The sequence below is a fragment of the Chryseobacterium sp. VAUSW3 genome, assembly GCF_002205795.1.
GTDB classification, from domain to species: Bacteria; Bacteroidota; Bacteroidia; order Flavobacteriales; family Weeksellaceae; genus Kaistella; species Kaistella yananensis.
This window is the reverse complement of record NZ_NIUY01000004.1, coordinates 37,771-54,248: the sequence shown is the minus strand read 5'-3', so window position 1 is coordinate 54,248 and position 16,478 is coordinate 37,771. Positions and strand designations below refer to the sequence as shown.

Here is a 16,478-nt window from a genome sequence, read left to right as displayed (position 1 = left end):
CCGGATGTTAAATTTTGGTTAAACCTGAAATGAACAAGCGAAAAGCGGATTTTTCTGTGGAGCAGATCCTCCGCCTTTGCTCATCCACTCTCATTATTTGGTTTTAATGGATATTTCTTTCTTTCCGTCTTTAATGGAGATGTCAACATTTTCCATTTTGCCCATATTTGTTTTCATGGAATCGATGATTTTATCGGCCTCTGCTTTCGGCATTTTGGTCCCATTGATAATGACGCTGTCTTTATCTGAGGAACTGTACTGAATGGTAGATCCGTTTATTTTGATCTTATTTTTCTCGATTACTACGCCATGCGCATCGTCGTCATCGTCTTCCACTCCGTCGCCATCCAGATCACCATCCAGATTCAGTGCATTTTCTTTCACTTTGAAAACCTTGGTGCTCATCGGAACTACCAGTTCATAGTTTACATTGTAATCGCGGAAGCGGTCCTGGTAAGGGTATTTTACAAAATTCGGCAGCAAGATTTTGTTATCCTGAATTTCTACCGCTACATTCAGCTGGATCGGAATATTATAGCCCTTCCCTTCTTTTTTTATGATTAAATATGGCGCCGTAGCAGTTGCGCTTCTTGTTACATCAACATAAGGATAATCTTCTTCGTAAACCATCTGCTTGTCTGAAAAAATATCGTCATCGTAAGCGGTGAAGTTCTGCGGAATCGTGATTTGCTTCACGTCAATATACAGACTGTCGGAAGTGGTGTTGATGGCCACATTCTCGGTATCTTCTTTATGACCTTTGTAAATCATGTCCTTTTTAGCCATGTTAATTCCGAAATAAGTTCCGAAAGCGATAAGAATCAGCAATAACGCACCGAGTACATATCCTACATTTCTGAGCTGTGTTTTAGGAGAAATGAGTTTAATGGAAAGTAAACTGAAGAGAATTGCCGGGATAAGTGTCCCGATCAGCATCATGGCATACAGCACATTGCTCATTCCGCCATCTTCGAAAAGGAAGTTGAATTCACGCATCGGTGAGAGCTCCATACTTCCGAAAAGTCCGAAGATAAAGAATGCTCCAATGATGCAACCTAATGCCATCAATCCGAAGATTCCGCCTAGAATGTAACGGATTACATTCCAGATTCCGCTTCCCGCATTGTTGATGTAAGGTTTGTTTTCTTGATAAATCTCTCCGACTCTCTGTGTAGATTCATTGGCAAACTGAACCAGTTTGTTGGATTCGTTTTTCAGATTGTCGAAGTTCATGGGCTTTCCCTTCATTTTCAGGAAATCTGTTGCGGTTTCTGCTTTTGGCAAAACGATCCACAGAATTACATAAATCAAAATAATCAGTGAAGTTGAAATTGCTGCCGTGAAAACTCCAAGGATTGCGATTCCTAACCAAATGGCGCGCATGGCGCTTACATCCATCCCAACGTAATGTGCTAAACCTGCGCACACGCCTGCGATTTTCTGTTTTTCAGGATCGCGGAAGAGCTGTTTCTGGCCGGTGAACGTTCCTGTAGTTTTGTGGTCTCTTCTTGAAGATTTGTCAGAAAAGTAAGCCTCTTCCTGTTCTTCGATCTGCTCCGGCTTACCGATTTGTGAAATTACTTTCTCCACATCGGTATCGTTGATGACTTCACGTTTTCCTAAAGTGTCCTTAAAGATTTCAACCATCCGGATTTCGATGTCGTGCATTACCTCATCAGCTTCGTTTGCATCCAAAGAGCTTCTGAGCGCCGCAAGATAATCGCTGAGTTTAATATATGCGTGTTCCTCGATGGTGAAGGAGAAACCTGCAAGTCCTATTGAGAGTGTCTTGTTCATAGTTTTAAGAATTTGGGAGGAACGAGCTTTCAGGTGCGTCCGTAGGGTTATTGTTTTTAGTAATTTGGTTTACAGAGTCGGTTAGTTCTTTCCAGGTATTCAGCAGTTCGGCAAGGAATAACTTACCTTTTTCAGTTATCTGGTAGTATTTTCTTGGCGGCCCGCCGGTAGATTCTTCCCATCGGTAAGCGAGAAATTCGCCGTTTTTGAGTCTTGTGAGTAGCGGGTAGAGCGTCCCTTCCACCACATCCAGTTTTCCTTTTTTAAGTTCATCAATCAAATCGGAAACGTACATTTCTTTTCTGTCGATCAAACTCAAAATACAGAATTCCAGAATTCCTTTTCGCATTTGCGCTTTGGTGTTTTCTGTGTTCATATTATTTTAGGTTATTAATTGGTTCAAATTCGGAAAGGATTTTTCATCCTATCAATCTTACAATGCAAAGATATATAATTAATTTAGTATTATGCAATACAAAGTAGTAAAAAATTTAAAATTTTTTAAAAATTCTTTCTTGATGTATTTTTGAAAACCTTTAAAAACTAATATAATAAGCACTTTGAAACGATTTCACCATTTAGATTAAACAAAAAAAATCCGCCTCATTAATGAGGCGGATCTATTTATTTAGTAAATAAACATTTAAATATTACTTTTTAATGGCTTTGATTGATTTTACTGAACCATCTTCCATGTGTAATGTCACGATATAAAGACCGGTTTTCAGATCTGAAAGGTTAAGATGAGCCGCCGCCTTCATTGTTTTCACCTGTCTTCCGGCAACATCGCTAACTGAAACAGATTTCACTCCCTTGACATCAGAAATATTTAAAACATCATGGAATGGATTAGGATATACAGAAACCTTGGCTTTATCAACATTAGATGTTCCCTGAGTCGCTGAATTCACCTGAATCGTATAATCTTCAACCTGTCCAAAGCTGGAGCCCGTGGTAACACATGCATTGGCAAAATTACTCAGGTTAGGTTCTGTATTTGGGCCCGTACTACCGTAATAAGCAGATTTAACCCTCATTCTTGTCTGTCCTAATTTTGCATCTTCAGGAACTACGATAGATCCTACTGCCGGAGTTCCATTTACTCCATCCGAGCCCAATACAAATTTAAAGGTTTCAGGAGTTGTAAAATATTTTTCACCAGCATCATCAAAATCGCCGTCCTGATTCCAGTCGATAAATACAGCAAAGAAATGTCTGAATGTAGTCCCGTCTGTATTCGCATTCATTGAAATAGGATAAGTCGTATTTGTCAACACCGTCCCTATTTTATCCAGGAAGAATTCGTGGGCAGGGCTTCCGCCTACCGTTGCAGAAGTTGTATTGTTAATCCCTGCAAAAGTTACGTTCGTTGTAGGCTCCACTGTAGAATATGTTAGTGGTCCGCAATACTGAACTGTGGTAGTGGTGAAACTGATCTCTGTACATCCTGCAGCGTCGCCAACAGTGTTATACGGTACTACCTTTAAGTAATACATGGTGTTAGCCTGTAATGCTGGTTTGTATGTGGTACCAGTAACGACAATTCCGTTTGCAATGTCGGTTCCTCCAGGGGTCGTACCAATATATACTTTATATCCCGCTGCGTACTGAACAGTATTCCACGTAATAGTTCCGTTTGCCGGGAAATCTGTTGATCCGGAAACTGGCAGACTAACACTTGCACAAATTGGAGCTGATGGCGGATTCAGTAATGATAGCGTGTAATCTTCAACCTGCCCATTTCCTAAATTAGCACATGGGTTTAGTAAAGCGTCGATCAGTGCAGTTGTAGAACTGTTGAAATTGTATTTGATTCGCATTCTCTTATTACCCAAACTTACCCCATTCGGTACTGCAATATTTCCTGCCAAATTTACTGTTGCACCTGTTCCTCCAACCAATGGTGGTGTGGTAAAGTACTGTTCACCGCCATCATTAAAATCTCCGTCGTTATTCCAGTCGATAAACACGGTCATCCCAAACCTGTTTGTTCCCAGACCTGTCGCTGCTACTGTAAGTTGGTTAGGAATACCAGCATATACAGGTAGAACAATCGCTGTAAAATCTTCGTGTGCAGGTGCTCCTGTGGCAGCCGATGACGTATTGGTTACACCGTTAAGAGAAACAGAAGAAATAGGATACGTAACTGCTGATGCAGTAATTGGACCGCAATAACCGATATCATTATTTGTTGTAAACGATATTTCAGTACATCCCGCAGCGCTTCCGTTCAGGTTCTTAGGAGTAACTTTTGCATAATACGTAGTGTTGGTTGCCAAAGTAAGGTTGGTTGTAGTACCTCCAACTGTAACATTTACAAGATCTGATCCTCCCGGAGTCGTTCCTACCGTCACATCATAACTTACTGCGGTTGGTACTGCATCCCATGCCAAAGATAGATTTCCTGCTGATATGGTAGATCCGTTTGCAGGATAATTGATTGTAGTACATGCAGGAACAGTAGTAACAACTTCCTGATTAACTGTAATATCGTCTACATAAATATTTCCGGAAGTAGATCCGCTTCTTACAAACCAAGCACCTACTCCGTAAACCTGCCCCGGCTGAATGATACCGGCAGGGATTGTACCGCTTAAAGTAGCGCAAGTTGTGGTTGCGGCAGAAGTTAAAGTAACCGGAGTTCCGAAAGTATTTACCGACCACTGATTTGTCGCCGTGTTCAGAACAAAATAGGCTAAGCTTAAGGTACCCGTAACCGTTGATGCCTTTTTATAACCTACGCTTACGTCAATTTTTTGTCCATTTCCGGTTTGTCCTATTTCGCTCAGATCGATCATATAACCTGTTTGTGTTGCCGATGAGCTGATCGCGAGTTGCCCCCCGTTTGTTCCGTTACATGCAGCTGCAGTGGTTCGGCTTCCGCCACCAAACTGTTTGTAAATGGTCGTATTGTAACCCGGATCTTCAAAATTGCCTACATAGGCGTACTGTGCATTTGCACCAAATCCCAATGCCAAAAAGCATGAAAGTAAAAATTTCTTCATAATATTTAATTGTTAATGGACACCAAATTTAAAAATTAATTTCAACTAAAAGCCAAAATCTTTTGTAAATTTAAAACAAAACCCCAATAAGGTTGTCAATTCCAAAAAAAACCTTCAATGAATAGATTTTTAACTGAATCTAATAAGAATCACTCCCCATATGCTGCAGCAGTCTTCTGTTTTCTGCCGTAAGCTTTTCCATTTTCTGAAGGAGATGGTGGATCACTTCCACACCGGGGAGATTTACATCAAGATCATAATGCCAGTTCGCAAACCTTTCGAACAATTCAAGTTCATCATAAAGCAGATATTTTACTTCATTTTCGGTCACGGTCTTTAGCAGCCCCGCTTCTTCAAGAGAATCAAAAAAAGTAATTTCTATATTATAAATCTTTACGAGTTCTTCCCGTGATATTCTCTCGCTCATCGCTGTAAATCTTTTAGTTGTTGGAATAAATCTTTTTCTTTCTCTGATAGATTTGTAGGAATTTTTACGTGGTAAGTAACCACCAGATCTCCATACTCTCCTTCTTTTTTATACACCGGAAAACCTTTTCCTTTCAATCGCGCTTTTGTACCGTTCTGTGTTCCGGGTTTTACTTTAAGGTTTACACTGCCATCCAAAGTTTTCACGATCACTTCGCCACCCAAAACAGCCGTATAAAGATCAACAATCACCTCCGCACTCAGTTGGTCGCCATTTCTTTTAAAATGAGGGTCTTCTGCAATATTGAAGGTAATATACAGGTCTCCGTTCGGGCCGCCGTTATAACCGGGGCTTCCGTGGCCTTTCAGTTTAATTTTCTGTCCGTCGGCAATTCCGGCCGGAATCGTAATCCGTACTTTCTTACCATTAATCTCAAAAGTTTGCTGATGAGTGGTAGCCGCGTCGCGGAGATGAAGATTCAGTTCTGCAGAAATGTCCTGACCGCGAAATTTTCCGGATGTACTTCCCCGCGCACTTCTGCCAAAACCGCTACCTGCGCCTCCACCAAACATGCTTTGGAAAAAATCTGAAAAATCCTCACCTTCGCCGAAATCTGCACCTGAAAATCCACCATAACTCGCACTCTGTTTCGAATGCTGTTGTTGCTGTCTGGCCTTTTCATATTCTTCGCCATATTTCCAGTGTTCACCGTATTTGTCATATTTTTCGCGGTTTTCCGGGTGGCTCAGTACTTCATTGGCTTCATTGATTTCCTTGAATTTCCTTTCAGCTTCCTTATCGCCGGGATTCACGTCGGGGTGGTATTTTCTGGCAAGTTTGCGGTAAGCTTTTTTAATATCTTCGGCCGACGCGTTTTTATCGATTCCCAAAATCTTATAATAATCTATATAAGCCATAGTATCATTGATTTATTCAAATTTAGGAAATTTTGCTGCAATCTTAATTTAAAGAACTGTTAAACTTTAAAGTGAATGTTTTATTTTAGCTCAAAAATCATCTCATTGTTTTTCAAAGGCTTGCCATTATTTTTCCTGATTTTTTATGTACCTGTTTTCTCACAGGTGCAGGATTCTGCAATGCTTATTTCTGAAGTTCAGCTTGATGTCTACCGTAAACCGGCGAAACTCATCACGGCTACCAAATCGGTATCTGTAGCGAATCCAAATTTTCTTTTACAGAACGCACCCGGCCGCCTTTTGGAATCATTAAATCTCTTGCCGGGAAGTAAAATGGAAGAACGATCCCCCGGCAGCTACCGTTTTTCGATTCGGGGAAGCACGCTGAGGTCTCCGTTCGGGGTAAGAAATGTGAAAATTTATCTTGATGATTTCTCCCTCACAGACGCTGCGGGAAATACGTATCTGAATATTCTGGATCCGGAAATCCTTCAATCAATTGAAATTTACAAAGGTCCTGAAAGTGGAGATTTCGGAGCGGTAACAGGCGGAACAGCTTTGCTTCAGACAAAAAATTCAGAAGAAAAAAGTTTTGGCATTTCAGCCGGAAGCTTCAGTCATTATAAAGGAAAAATTCGATTCGCTGAGCAGTTTAAAAATCATTTTCTGCAAGTCTATACCAGTTACGAAACCACAGATTCTTACCGTGACCACGCTGCATTGCAAAGAAAATTCATGTTTCTGAACGACCGGTATCGCTATGGCCAAAACAACCAGTTCCACGTGCTGCTCCTGCTCTCCAAGCTTCATTACGAAACTCCCGGTGGATTAACACTTGCCCAAATGCAGGAAAATCCCAGGCAGGCCAGGCCAAAAACTGCCACACTTCCGGGAGCCGCGGAACAGCAGGCCGGTATTTATAACAAAATGATTTTCGCCGGACTGTCTAATCTTATCAATTTTACTGAAAATTTCAGTCATTTTATTGTGGTACACGGAAATTATAATGATTTCCGGAACCCTTTTATCACCAATTTCGAAAAAAGATTTGAAAACAATTTTACCGTTCGTACCCATTTAAATTTCGCTGAAAAATCGCTGAATTCCGTTTATGAAACACGTCTGGGTTTCGAAGGTGCGGCCGCAAAAGCAATCATCAGAAATTTCGATAACAGGCTTGGAGTTCCGACGAATCCGCAGAATTTTGATAATATATCTGCCAACAGCGGTTTTGTTTTCCTTTCCCAAAAAGCTGTCTTCGGAGAAAAACTGACGATCGACCTTGCCGGAAGCCTAAACTTAATGAAGTACCGTTGGGAAAGCATTTTTCCGGAACAAACATCAGGCAACAGAAAATTTAAAAATGAATTTCTGCCGAATTTAGGGATTTCATATCTGTTGGGAAATAGTTTTTCTGCCCGCGGAAAAATTGGCAAGGGAAATTCTGCTCCCACAACCGAAGAACTCCGCTCTTCAGCGCAGGAAATCAACCGCAGTCTGAATCCGGAATTTGGGTGGAATAAAGAAATCGGCATCAGAAAACAGTGGGGAAATTTACTGTTTACTGAACTGAGTTTTTTCGATTTCAGGCTTAAAGACGCGATTGTAAGGAGGGAAAACGACAACGGTCAGGAATATTTTGTGAATGCCGGAGAAACGGTTCAAAAAGGAATTGAATTTGTTGCAGAAAGCCGAAAAATTCACATCAACAACAAATTACTGAACAGCATAAAGTTCTATCTCGCAGGTAATCTTTATGATTTCAGCTTTAAAAATTACATCAAAAACAGCGCTGATTTTTCAGGTAATCAACTCACCGGCGTTCCCTCCACCTCTTTGCAAAATCTGATGAATATTGAACTGTTGCACGGTTTAAAAATAGATATCGCACATTTTTACACCTCGAAAATTCCACTGAACGATGCCAATTCTGTCTTTGCAGAACCCTCTTTTATAGGCAATATTTCTGCCAGCTATCTTTTGAAATCAAGAACTTTCAATGGAAGTTTATGCATGAGCATTCAGAATATTTATAACACGCCGTACAGTTTGGGCTATGACACGAACGCTTTTGGCAACCGGTTTTATAACCCTGCGGCGGGCAGAAATTATCTGCTTGGCATAAATTTAACGCTAAACTCACCGCTATGAAAAAACTTATTTACACCATGCTGATCACATTATTTGCCAGCTGTACCAAAGAAAAACCAAACTCACAACCTGCACAGAATAATTCGGCAGATGTTCCGGTAACTGGTTCTTTAAAATCCGTTCGAGAACCCATAAAACAGACGAAAGAAAATATCTTGAAAAACATCAACGCCGAAATTATATCTTCTTTAAAATCAAACGATTACACACGTTTTTCGCAGTTCATACATCCACATAAAGGCATACGTTTTTCGATGTACGCGTATGTGCAGCCTGAAAAAGACAAACATTTTTCCCGGGAAGATTTCAACAGATATATTTCAATGCCTACGAAATTTACCTGGGGAGAAAAAGACGGAACAGGCGATCTGCTTGTGGTTTCGCTGCAAAATTATTTACAACAGTGGGTTTTTAAAAGAGATTTCACGCAAGCTCAATTTTATTTGAATGAATTTAAGGGAAAAGGAAATATACTCAATAACTTGTTAAAGATTTATCCTAACGCTGATTTCACTGAAAATTACATTCCCGGATCTGAGAAATACAGCGGCATGGACTGGAATTCTCTGCGTTTTGTTTTTGAGGAACTTCAGGGCAAATATTACCTTATAGCCCTCATTAATGATGAATGGACTGTTTAATTTCCCGAGAAAAGAAATTTACCAATATCTTTGATTAAATTTTAAAACATGAAAGACGTTCTAAAGAACTACTCGGGAATTATTCTGCTTCTGACAGGAATTACTGCAGGCAGTTTTATCGGCATTTTTTTTCCGGCTGCGGTCATTTACCTGAAACCTCTGGGTGATATTTTCCTGAATTTACTTTTTGTGAGCGTGGTACCGCTGGTATTTTTTGCAGTTTCCAATTCTATCGCATCGTTAGAGCAACAGTCGAAATTCGGGAAAATAATTTTTTCTATGATTTTTACATTTCTGCTTTTCATCATTATTGCTGCTCTGTTTACCATTGCGGCAGTTTATTTTTTTCCGACAGAAGCTTTACCTTCCACTTCTGGTGAAACAATCGATACCGGAGCCGAAACTTCGTGGGGCGACCGGATTGTAAGCTTTTTTACCGTGGGTGAATTCACCGAACTTTTTTCCCGAAAAAACATGCTGGCTTTGTTAATATTTGCTTTTCTTACGGGAACTGCGGTGAGAAAAACAGGTGGTTCTGGGGCACCGTTCCGGCAATTTCTTGCTTCAGGCTACGAGGTAATGAAAGAGCTGCTACTCATCGTCATGAAAGCCGCTCCAATTGGTTTGGGTGCGTATTTCGCATATCAGGTTGCGACCGTCGGGCCTCAGCTTTTCGGATTTTATGCGAAGCCGCTCGGACTTTATTACATTGCCGGAACGGTTTACTTTCTCCTGTTTTTTACAGTTTACGCTTTCATGGCGAAAGGGAAAGATGGCGTTCAGAAATTCTGGAAAAACAATATTTATCCGAGTTTAACGGCCATTTCAACCTGCAGCAGTTTCGCCACAATGCCTGCCAATTTACAGGCCGCCGCAAAAATCGGTGTGCCGGATGCAGTTGCCAATATTGTGATTCCCATCGGAAGTACGCTGCACAAAAACGGTTCCTCCATGTCGTCGATCATTAAAATTTATGTAGCGTTTTTAATTATCGGCGAAAATTTCTTCGATCCGATGAATCTGCTTCTCGCAATTGGAATCACGATTTTTGTAAGTATTGTAGCCGGCGGAATCCCGAACGGAGGTTATATTGGCGAAATGCTCATGATTTCGGTATACCAGCTTCCGGTTGAGGCGATTCCCGCGGTAATGATTATCGGAACATTGGTAGATCCCTTAGCAACTGTGCTAAATTCAACCGGAGACACCGTCGCAGCTATGTTTGCGACAAAAATTTCTGGTGAAAAATTTGAGGAACCAAAGGAGTTTTCTTTATAAATTTGAAAATTCAACCGTCTCCGAATATAAATTTTGAAGATTTGAAAAATATGTGCATATTTGAGATGCTGTAAGCAAACCTACAAACCCAATTCCTTACAGCACAATTTATGACGAAATTTTCCACTTTTGCCCTGCTTGTAAGCTTCGCTCTATTTACAGGTTGTGATTTCATTAAAAACACTTTCACTTACAAAGACAAAACTGAAAATTTTGTTGAAGCCCTAATGGATAAGAATTACGACGAGTGTATCAATCTGATGGCAACGGATCACGAGACGGCAAAAAAGACAAACCGGGATTCACTGAAATCTGGTTTAGATCAATTCAGGGCAGTGATAGGCAGCAATTTTGGAGATGGAAATTTTGAATATACGTTCATGAATGCCGAAAAGAAACGCTCTACCGTAGCCGCCGAAAATACACCACCCAATACCACACTGGCTCACATTGAATTTTCAAATGGAAAAAATATTGGCGTCTTTCAGATTTTATTCGATGACACCTCCAATAAAATTATTAACATTCATACCCTTGATGTAAAAGCAGAGAAACCCAATATGTTGCTGTTCTGGCTTTTCGGAATTCTGCCATTAACTGTTTTATTATTCAATATTTATGTCATCAGAAAAATAAAGAAAAGCAATTTAAAGAGAAAATGGATAAAATATCTTGCTGTTATCGTTTTGAATGTACCGGCTATTTCTTATGCTGCTGTTGACGGACTTTCCTATAAGCTTCTAAATTTTCAAATCTTGTTCGGCGTTGGATTTTCACTTATGGGTTATCTGGGTTCGGTGTGGACTTTCGGAATTCCGTTAGGTGGAATTTACTGGTTATGGAAGCTGAATCAACAGAAAAGTTTACGCATTACTACCAAACGCACTCCTCAGAATGTATCAGATTCACACGAAAGTACACCTGAAATAGAAAATCTTTAATTTCATTTTAAAATCATCCACAAATGAAAACCACGCCAGAGCACAACGCAAAAATCGCGAATATGATCTTCGCATCGGTGTACCCCCATTATGTAACGAAAGTGGAAAATAAGAACCGAACAAAAGCCGAACTTCATCAGGTTATCGAATGGCTGACGGGATACAACGAAGAAAAAATTCAGGAACTTATTGAAGAAAAAGCGACTTTCCAAGAGTTTTTCAACCTTGCAAAACTAAATCCCAACGCCCATCTGATAACGGGTATGATTTGCGGTTACAGAATCGAAGACCTCGAAAATCCTGTTACACGTCAGGCAAGATATCTTGATAAACTGGTTGATGAACTTGCAAAAGGCAGGAAAATGGAGAAAATTCTCCGTAAAGAATAAGTATTTATAAATTTAAAAGCTGCTCCTTTTGGAACAGCTTTTTTTATAAAATTTTATCGGTAATCGTAATATCGTGCTCCGACCGACACTGGATTTTCCGTTTCAATCCGACTCAATCCAAAACCTTGATAATGTAGATTCACCGAGGATTCAAGTTGTTTTCGGTGAAGTTTTTCGTAGGTTTCAAAATTGATGGAAGTTCTGTTTTTTAAGTTTTCAAAAATATTCCATTTTTCAACTACATTTCTCCAGGACTGCCCCACTTTACCTGCAAAAACCTTCGCTTTCGAACCACTTCCGTACGCTAAAAAACCGATTTTCTGACCCTCCAAATCTTCATGATTATCATAACTCACCTGCATCGCCGAAAGCAACGCCATGAAAACAGAGGCAGTATACATATTGCCCACTTCGGATGATGCACGCTGCGAAGGCTCTATTTTTCGTTTGATGAAGCTTAAATATTCTTCGGATTTCGCAACAGCTTTCTGCTCGTCGGGAGTTCCGTACGGAAGATTGTTCTCGAGGCTGAAAAGTTCGGTAAAAACTCTTTTCCCGTGAAACGCATAGGGTAAATGGAAAATTAGGTAACGCCAGTTTTCATAAGGTTTTTCGAGTCCTGTTTGCTCTTTGTAATGTTCGTAAGCTTCGCGAATTCTGTCCTGATAACACTGGTTGGAATATTGCCCATCAAAAACCGGTTCGTCAGTAAAAATTTCAATTTTATCGGGCATGGATGTTGCGGCAGATTTCAGATCAGATTTCAACGCTGCCCTTCTTGGTTTAAAGAAATCGAAAACACTTTCTGTGGCTACACCGTACACATTTTCAATTTCCAAAAGTCGAGGATTATTGGACAAAAGAACTGCAACCGCGCCTCCACCCTGGGTATATTCGCCCGAGCTTTCCAGCTCATATTTTGCATAATCTGATGCGATTACCACAGCTTTTTTACCAGGATTTGCACGGCAGAAATCCAGGCAGTTCTGCAAAGCGTCCACAGCGCCTACACAAGCGAACGTCATATCAACCACATCACAGTTTTTGAAACATCTTGCTCCGAAGTCCTTTTCCAGAACTGCTTCCACCATTTGCATCGCATAGGTTGCGGTAGGTTTTGCTGCATCCAGGGCACTTTCGGTACCGAGATAAATGCGGGAAATTTCTTTTGGATTGAGGTTGTAATCTTTAATCAGTTTCAGTAAAGCTTCCGCAGCAAAAGTTGCTGCATCTTCATGCACATCCGGAAAAGCCATTTTGTGTAAGCCCAAACCTTTCTCGAGTTTCGCGGGCTCAATGTTTCTTTTTTCTGCTAAATCTTTAATTTCTAAATAAAGGGAAGGAACGTGGAAGCTTGCCGCTTCAATACCATAAATCATACTGCTTAATTTTATACAAATCTCCGAAAATTATCTTCCATCAGAAAATAAAAAATGCCGGAACTGCTGCTCCGGCAAAAATTTTAACACTATAAATAAGTTTATTTGTAAGCTTCAATCGTTTTATTAATCAAATCGATCTGCTGATTGATGGTCGGGCTGGCAGGATTTGCCTTCAACACAGCCATTTTTTTAGCCAGACCTTCTTTCAGAATCTGAACAATCATCATTTTTGCCTGCGGATTATTACCGAGCTGGCCTTTTACCTGAGTTAATATTTTGGTAACATTTTCAGTCGCTTTCAGGTTATCGGAACTCATGATCCAGTTATAGCCATCTTCGGCAGCGGCTCCCAATTCAGGATTCTGAAATTTCAAAAACGGATAAAAAGCTGCCGTAGAAGCAATCGCAGGCATTTGCTTTTCAATTTTGTTTTTCACAATAATGGGTAAAAGTTCTGCAATTAAATCTTCACTTGCTCCATCAAGATCAATGCTGCTGGCCAAAGTCGCGACTTTTGAAGGATCAACCGCTGCAATCCCGGAAAGTGAACTGCCCTTTACCGCATTGGAAACTGCATTCATGCCCTTTTCAAAAACTGGGAGATATTTTTTGTCTTTTGTTTTTGCCAGTGCTGAGATCGCTGCTGCCTGAACCAAAGTTTTCGGATCTTCGGAAGCCATTTTTTCCACTGTTGCCAACGCTGCTTTTGCCTGATCAGGTTTTGATAAATCTAATCCACTCAACGCTTTCATTCTGATTCTGAAATTGGAATCTTTCAAAGCTGCCACCAAAATTTTCAGTGCCGCAGGATTGGCGCCTTTATTCTCTGCAGCATGCTCTACCGCTTTGTAACGGCTCAAAAATTCCTTGGAATTCGAATACTGTGCAAAATACTGCTCCGATGTTTTCTCGCCAGTAAATTCTCCCAGTAGTACGCCATCAGCATTCAGATTGATGAAATCGGGGTTTTTGGAAACCGGGAAGGTGAAAACATTTTTATCTTTCGCAGAAACCCAAACATTTTTTCTGGCAGGTTTTCCGTTTTCGTAGATATCAAGTGCCAACGGAAACTGGAAATTACCGCCCAACTGGTCCTGACTCACTGTAATTTTCACTTCTTTTTTCACCGGTTCAAAGGTTGTGGTGTAAGAAACTTTCGGGTGTCCGCTGTTGAAGTACCACTGATTGAAGAACCAGTTCAGGTCTTTACCCGAAACTTTTTCGAGCGACAGACGGAACTGATGCGCTTCGCCAGTGCCGTATTCATTGGTTTTCAGATAATCGTGCATTCCGGCCCAAAACGCTTCGTCACCAAGATAATTTCTCAACATGTGAAGAATAGAGCCGCCTTTATTGTATGAAACCGCATCGAACATATCTTCTTTGTGATGGTAATTAAACCTTACCAAATCTTTGGTAACATTGGAAGGATCGCGGAAATAACCTTCAGCAGCCTTCATCAACGTATAATCTGCGAAATCTTTTCCATATTTATATTCGTTCCAAAGATATTCGGAATAGTTGGCGAAAGATTCGTTTACGGTAAGGTTGCTCCAGCTTTCGGTGGTTACCAGATCGCCAAACCAGTGGTGAAACAGTTCGTGCGAGATTACATCTTCCCAGCGGTTTTCGTCGATCAGGTCGCCAGGTTTTTGCTGGGCAGATTCCTGGTGAAGAACTGCAGTGGTATTTTCCATCGCACCGGAAACATAGTCTCTGGCGGTAATCTGCGCATATTTGGACCACGGATAATCGTAATTCAGTTTTTTAGAAAAGAATTCCAACATTTCCGGCGTGTTTCCGAAAATCTGTTTCGCGTACGCTTCATATTCTTTTTCAACATAATAATCTACCGGAATATTTCTCCATTTATCTTTCACCACGGCATAATCTCCCACTCCCATGAAGAACAAATAGGGTGCGTGTTTCTTATCCATCACCCAGTGATCGGTACGCAGTCCGTTGCCTTCCTTAACCGACGATTTCATTAATCCGTTGGATAAAGTGACATATTTATCGGGCACGGTCATATAAATTTCCTGAGTGGTTTTCTGGTTGGGTTTGTCGATGGTGGGGAACCATGCGGAGCTAGCCTCTGTTTCGCCCTGCGTCCAGATTTGGGTAGGTTTATCAGCGTCTTTTCCCTGTGCGTTAACAAAATAAAGACCTTTCGCGTCTGTAATTGCTGCGCTACCTTTGTCTTTCACTTCGTTGGGACGTGCTGTATATTTAATGTAAACCGTATAATCCTGGTTTCGGGTATAGGTTTTATCTAAAGTGATTCTTAGCATATCGTCTTTGTACGCGTACTTCAATGGAGTTTTGGCTCCGTTTTTATCCAAAGCAACCTCGTGGATAAGCATCGCTTTTGCATCCAGAATCAGGGAATCCGAAGGATAGAAATGCGGACTGGCAGTTAACCATTCTTCCCCATTCATCTGCTCTTTGGCATAATCGAAATTTACTTTGAGTTTGGTATGCTTAAGTTCTGTAGACTTAGTGTGGGTTTGTCGATATTCGGTTCTGCCCGAAGTTTCGGTTTGTGCAAAAATGGCGTTGGAACTGAATAACGTACCAAGAAACAAAGCTGCGATAAATATTTTCTTCATAATATTTTGAAAGATTTTTTCGGTGTAAAATTTAAAAATGATAGGTCACATTTTCTGAATGAAAGTTACAAAAAAAGTGAAGCCTGCTGCTCCACTTTAAACTTTGAATAATTCTTAAACCGCAACCGGCGCCTTAATTCCGGGATACGGTTCGTAATTTTCAAGTGTGAAGTCTTCAAAACCGAAATCAAAAATATCTTTGATCTCCGGATTAAGTTTCATTGTTGGTAAAGCTTTTGGAGTTCTTGAAAGCTGTTTTTTCACCTGCTCGAAATGATTGTTGTAAATATGTACATCGCCGAAAGTATGTACATAATCGCCCACTTCTAAATCACAAACCTGCGCAACCATCATCAAGAGCAATGCATAACTTGCAATATTAAACGGAACTCCCAGGAAGACGTCGGCACTTCTCTGGTACAGCTGAAGCGACAGTTTTCCATCGGCAACATAAAACTGAAACATCGCATGACAAGGCGCTAACGCCATATTGGGAATTTCAGCCACATTCCAGGCAGATACAATTAGTCTTCTGGAATCCGGATTTTTTTTAATCTGATCGATGACCTCCGAAATCTGATCGACAATTTTTCCGTCTGCGCCGGCCCAGCTCCTCCACTGTGCTCCATACACAGGTCCAAGATCACCGTTTTCATCGGCCCATTCGTTCCAGATCGATACACCGTTATCGGTAAGATATTTAATATTGGTATCGCCATTCAGAAACCACAGCAGCTCGTAAATTATTGATTTTAAATGGACTTTTTTGGTGGTCACGAGCGGAAAACCTTCAGATAAGTTGTACCGCAGCTGATATCCGAAAACACTTCGGGTGCCGGTGCCGGTTCTGTCGGTTTTATCGGTTCCGTTATCTAGAATATGCTGGAGAAGATCGTGATAGTTTTGCATTTTTAGGAGAAAATTTAAGCAATATGTATGTT

At 40.7% G+C, this 16,478-nt stretch carries 13 protein-coding genes; 5 read left to right on the top strand and 8 right to left on the bottom strand.

From position 1 onward, the window contains the following. Positions 1–93 precede the first annotated feature (93 nt). The 5 genes from CDW55_RS11480 to CDW55_RS11460 all read right to left on the bottom strand — a co-directional run bounded on the left by CDW55_RS11480 (position 94) and on the right by CDW55_RS11460 (position 6,146). Complete coding sequence (locus CDW55_RS11480; protein WP_088469918.1) at positions 94–1,797, bottom strand: PspC domain-containing protein; 1,704 nt, start codon at positions 1,795–1,797, stop codon at positions 94–96. A 4-nt stretch (positions 1,798–1,801) separates the two neighbouring features. Continuing rightward, entirely contained in the window at positions 1,802–2,173 is a 372-nt protein-coding gene (locus CDW55_RS11475; protein WP_088469917.1) for a PadR family transcriptional regulator, read from the bottom strand. Between the two features lie 274 nt (positions 2,174–2,447). Then, a complete protein-coding gene (locus tag CDW55_RS11470) occupies positions 2,448–4,802 on the bottom strand; it encodes a GEVED domain-containing protein (protein ID WP_088469916.1) in 2,355 nt (784 codons plus the stop codon). Positions 4,803–4,941: 139 nt separating this feature from the next. Then, positions 4,942–5,229, bottom strand: coding sequence for a chaperone modulator CbpM (locus CDW55_RS11465; protein ID WP_088469915.1), 288 nt, complete (start codon positions 5,227–5,229; stop codon positions 4,942–4,944). Beyond that, positions 5,226–6,146 (bottom strand): DnaJ C-terminal domain-containing protein, encoded by a 921-nt coding sequence (locus tag CDW55_RS11460; RefSeq protein ID WP_088469914.1) that lies wholly within the window; start codon positions 6,144–6,146, stop codon positions 5,226–5,228. The genes CDW55_RS11465 and CDW55_RS11460 overlap by 4 nt, the downstream gene beginning before the upstream one ends. Positions 6,147–6,221: 75 nt before the next feature. Here CDW55_RS11460 and CDW55_RS11455 point away from each other — a divergent pair, with 75 nt between their 5' ends. The 5 genes from CDW55_RS11455 to CDW55_RS11435 all read left to right on the top strand — a co-directional run bounded on the left by CDW55_RS11455 (position 6,222) and on the right by CDW55_RS11435 (position 11,546). Further along, complete coding sequence (locus tag CDW55_RS11455) at positions 6,222–8,297, top strand: TonB-dependent receptor (RefSeq protein WP_088469913.1); 2,076 nt, start codon at positions 6,222–6,224, stop codon at positions 8,295–8,297. Further along, the gene (locus CDW55_RS11450; protein WP_088469912.1) at positions 8,294–8,938 is read left to right on the top strand and encodes a hypothetical protein; all 645 of its coding nucleotides are present in this window, start codon (positions 8,294–8,296) and stop codon (positions 8,936–8,938) included. Before CDW55_RS11455 ends, CDW55_RS11450 begins: the two co-directional genes overlap by 4 nt. 48 nt (positions 8,939–8,986) lie before the next feature. Then, positions 8,987–10,216: a dicarboxylate/amino acid:cation symporter gene (locus tag CDW55_RS11445; RefSeq protein WP_088469911.1), complete on the top strand. Its 1,230-nt coding sequence runs from the start codon at positions 8,987–8,989 to the stop codon at positions 10,214–10,216. 110 nt (positions 10,217–10,326) lie between these two features. Further along, complete coding sequence (locus CDW55_RS11440; protein ID WP_088469910.1) at positions 10,327–11,157, top strand: hypothetical protein; 831 nt, start codon at positions 10,327–10,329, stop codon at positions 11,155–11,157. A gap of 23 nt (positions 11,158–11,180) precedes the next feature. Beyond that, on the top strand, positions 11,181–11,546 hold the full coding sequence (locus tag CDW55_RS11435) for a DUF2200 domain-containing protein (RefSeq protein ID WP_088469909.1): 366 nt from the start codon (positions 11,181–11,183) through the stop codon (positions 11,544–11,546). Between the two features lie 53 nt (positions 11,547–11,599). Here the strand turns inward: CDW55_RS11435 and CDW55_RS11430 are convergent, their stop codons facing one another. The 3 genes from CDW55_RS11430 to CDW55_RS11420 all read right to left on the bottom strand — a co-directional run bounded on the left by CDW55_RS11430 (position 11,600) and on the right by CDW55_RS11420 (position 16,446). Continuing rightward, positions 11,600–12,925 (bottom strand): hydroxymethylglutaryl-CoA synthase family protein, encoded by a 1,326-nt coding sequence (locus CDW55_RS11430; protein ID WP_088469908.1) that lies wholly within the window; start codon positions 12,923–12,925, stop codon positions 11,600–11,602. A 101-nt stretch (positions 12,926–13,026) separates the two neighbouring features. Continuing rightward, positions 13,027–15,537 carry a M1 family metallopeptidase gene (locus tag CDW55_RS11425; RefSeq protein WP_088469907.1) on the bottom strand — a complete coding sequence of 837 codons (2,511 nt, stop codon included), beginning with the start codon at positions 15,535–15,537 and terminating at the stop codon, positions 13,027–13,029. A gap of 114 nt (positions 15,538–15,651) precedes the next feature. Continuing rightward, positions 15,652–16,446 (bottom strand): thymidylate synthase, encoded by a 795-nt coding sequence (locus CDW55_RS11420; protein WP_088469906.1) that lies wholly within the window; start codon positions 16,444–16,446, stop codon positions 15,652–15,654. Positions 16,447–16,478: the final 32 nt, after the last annotated feature.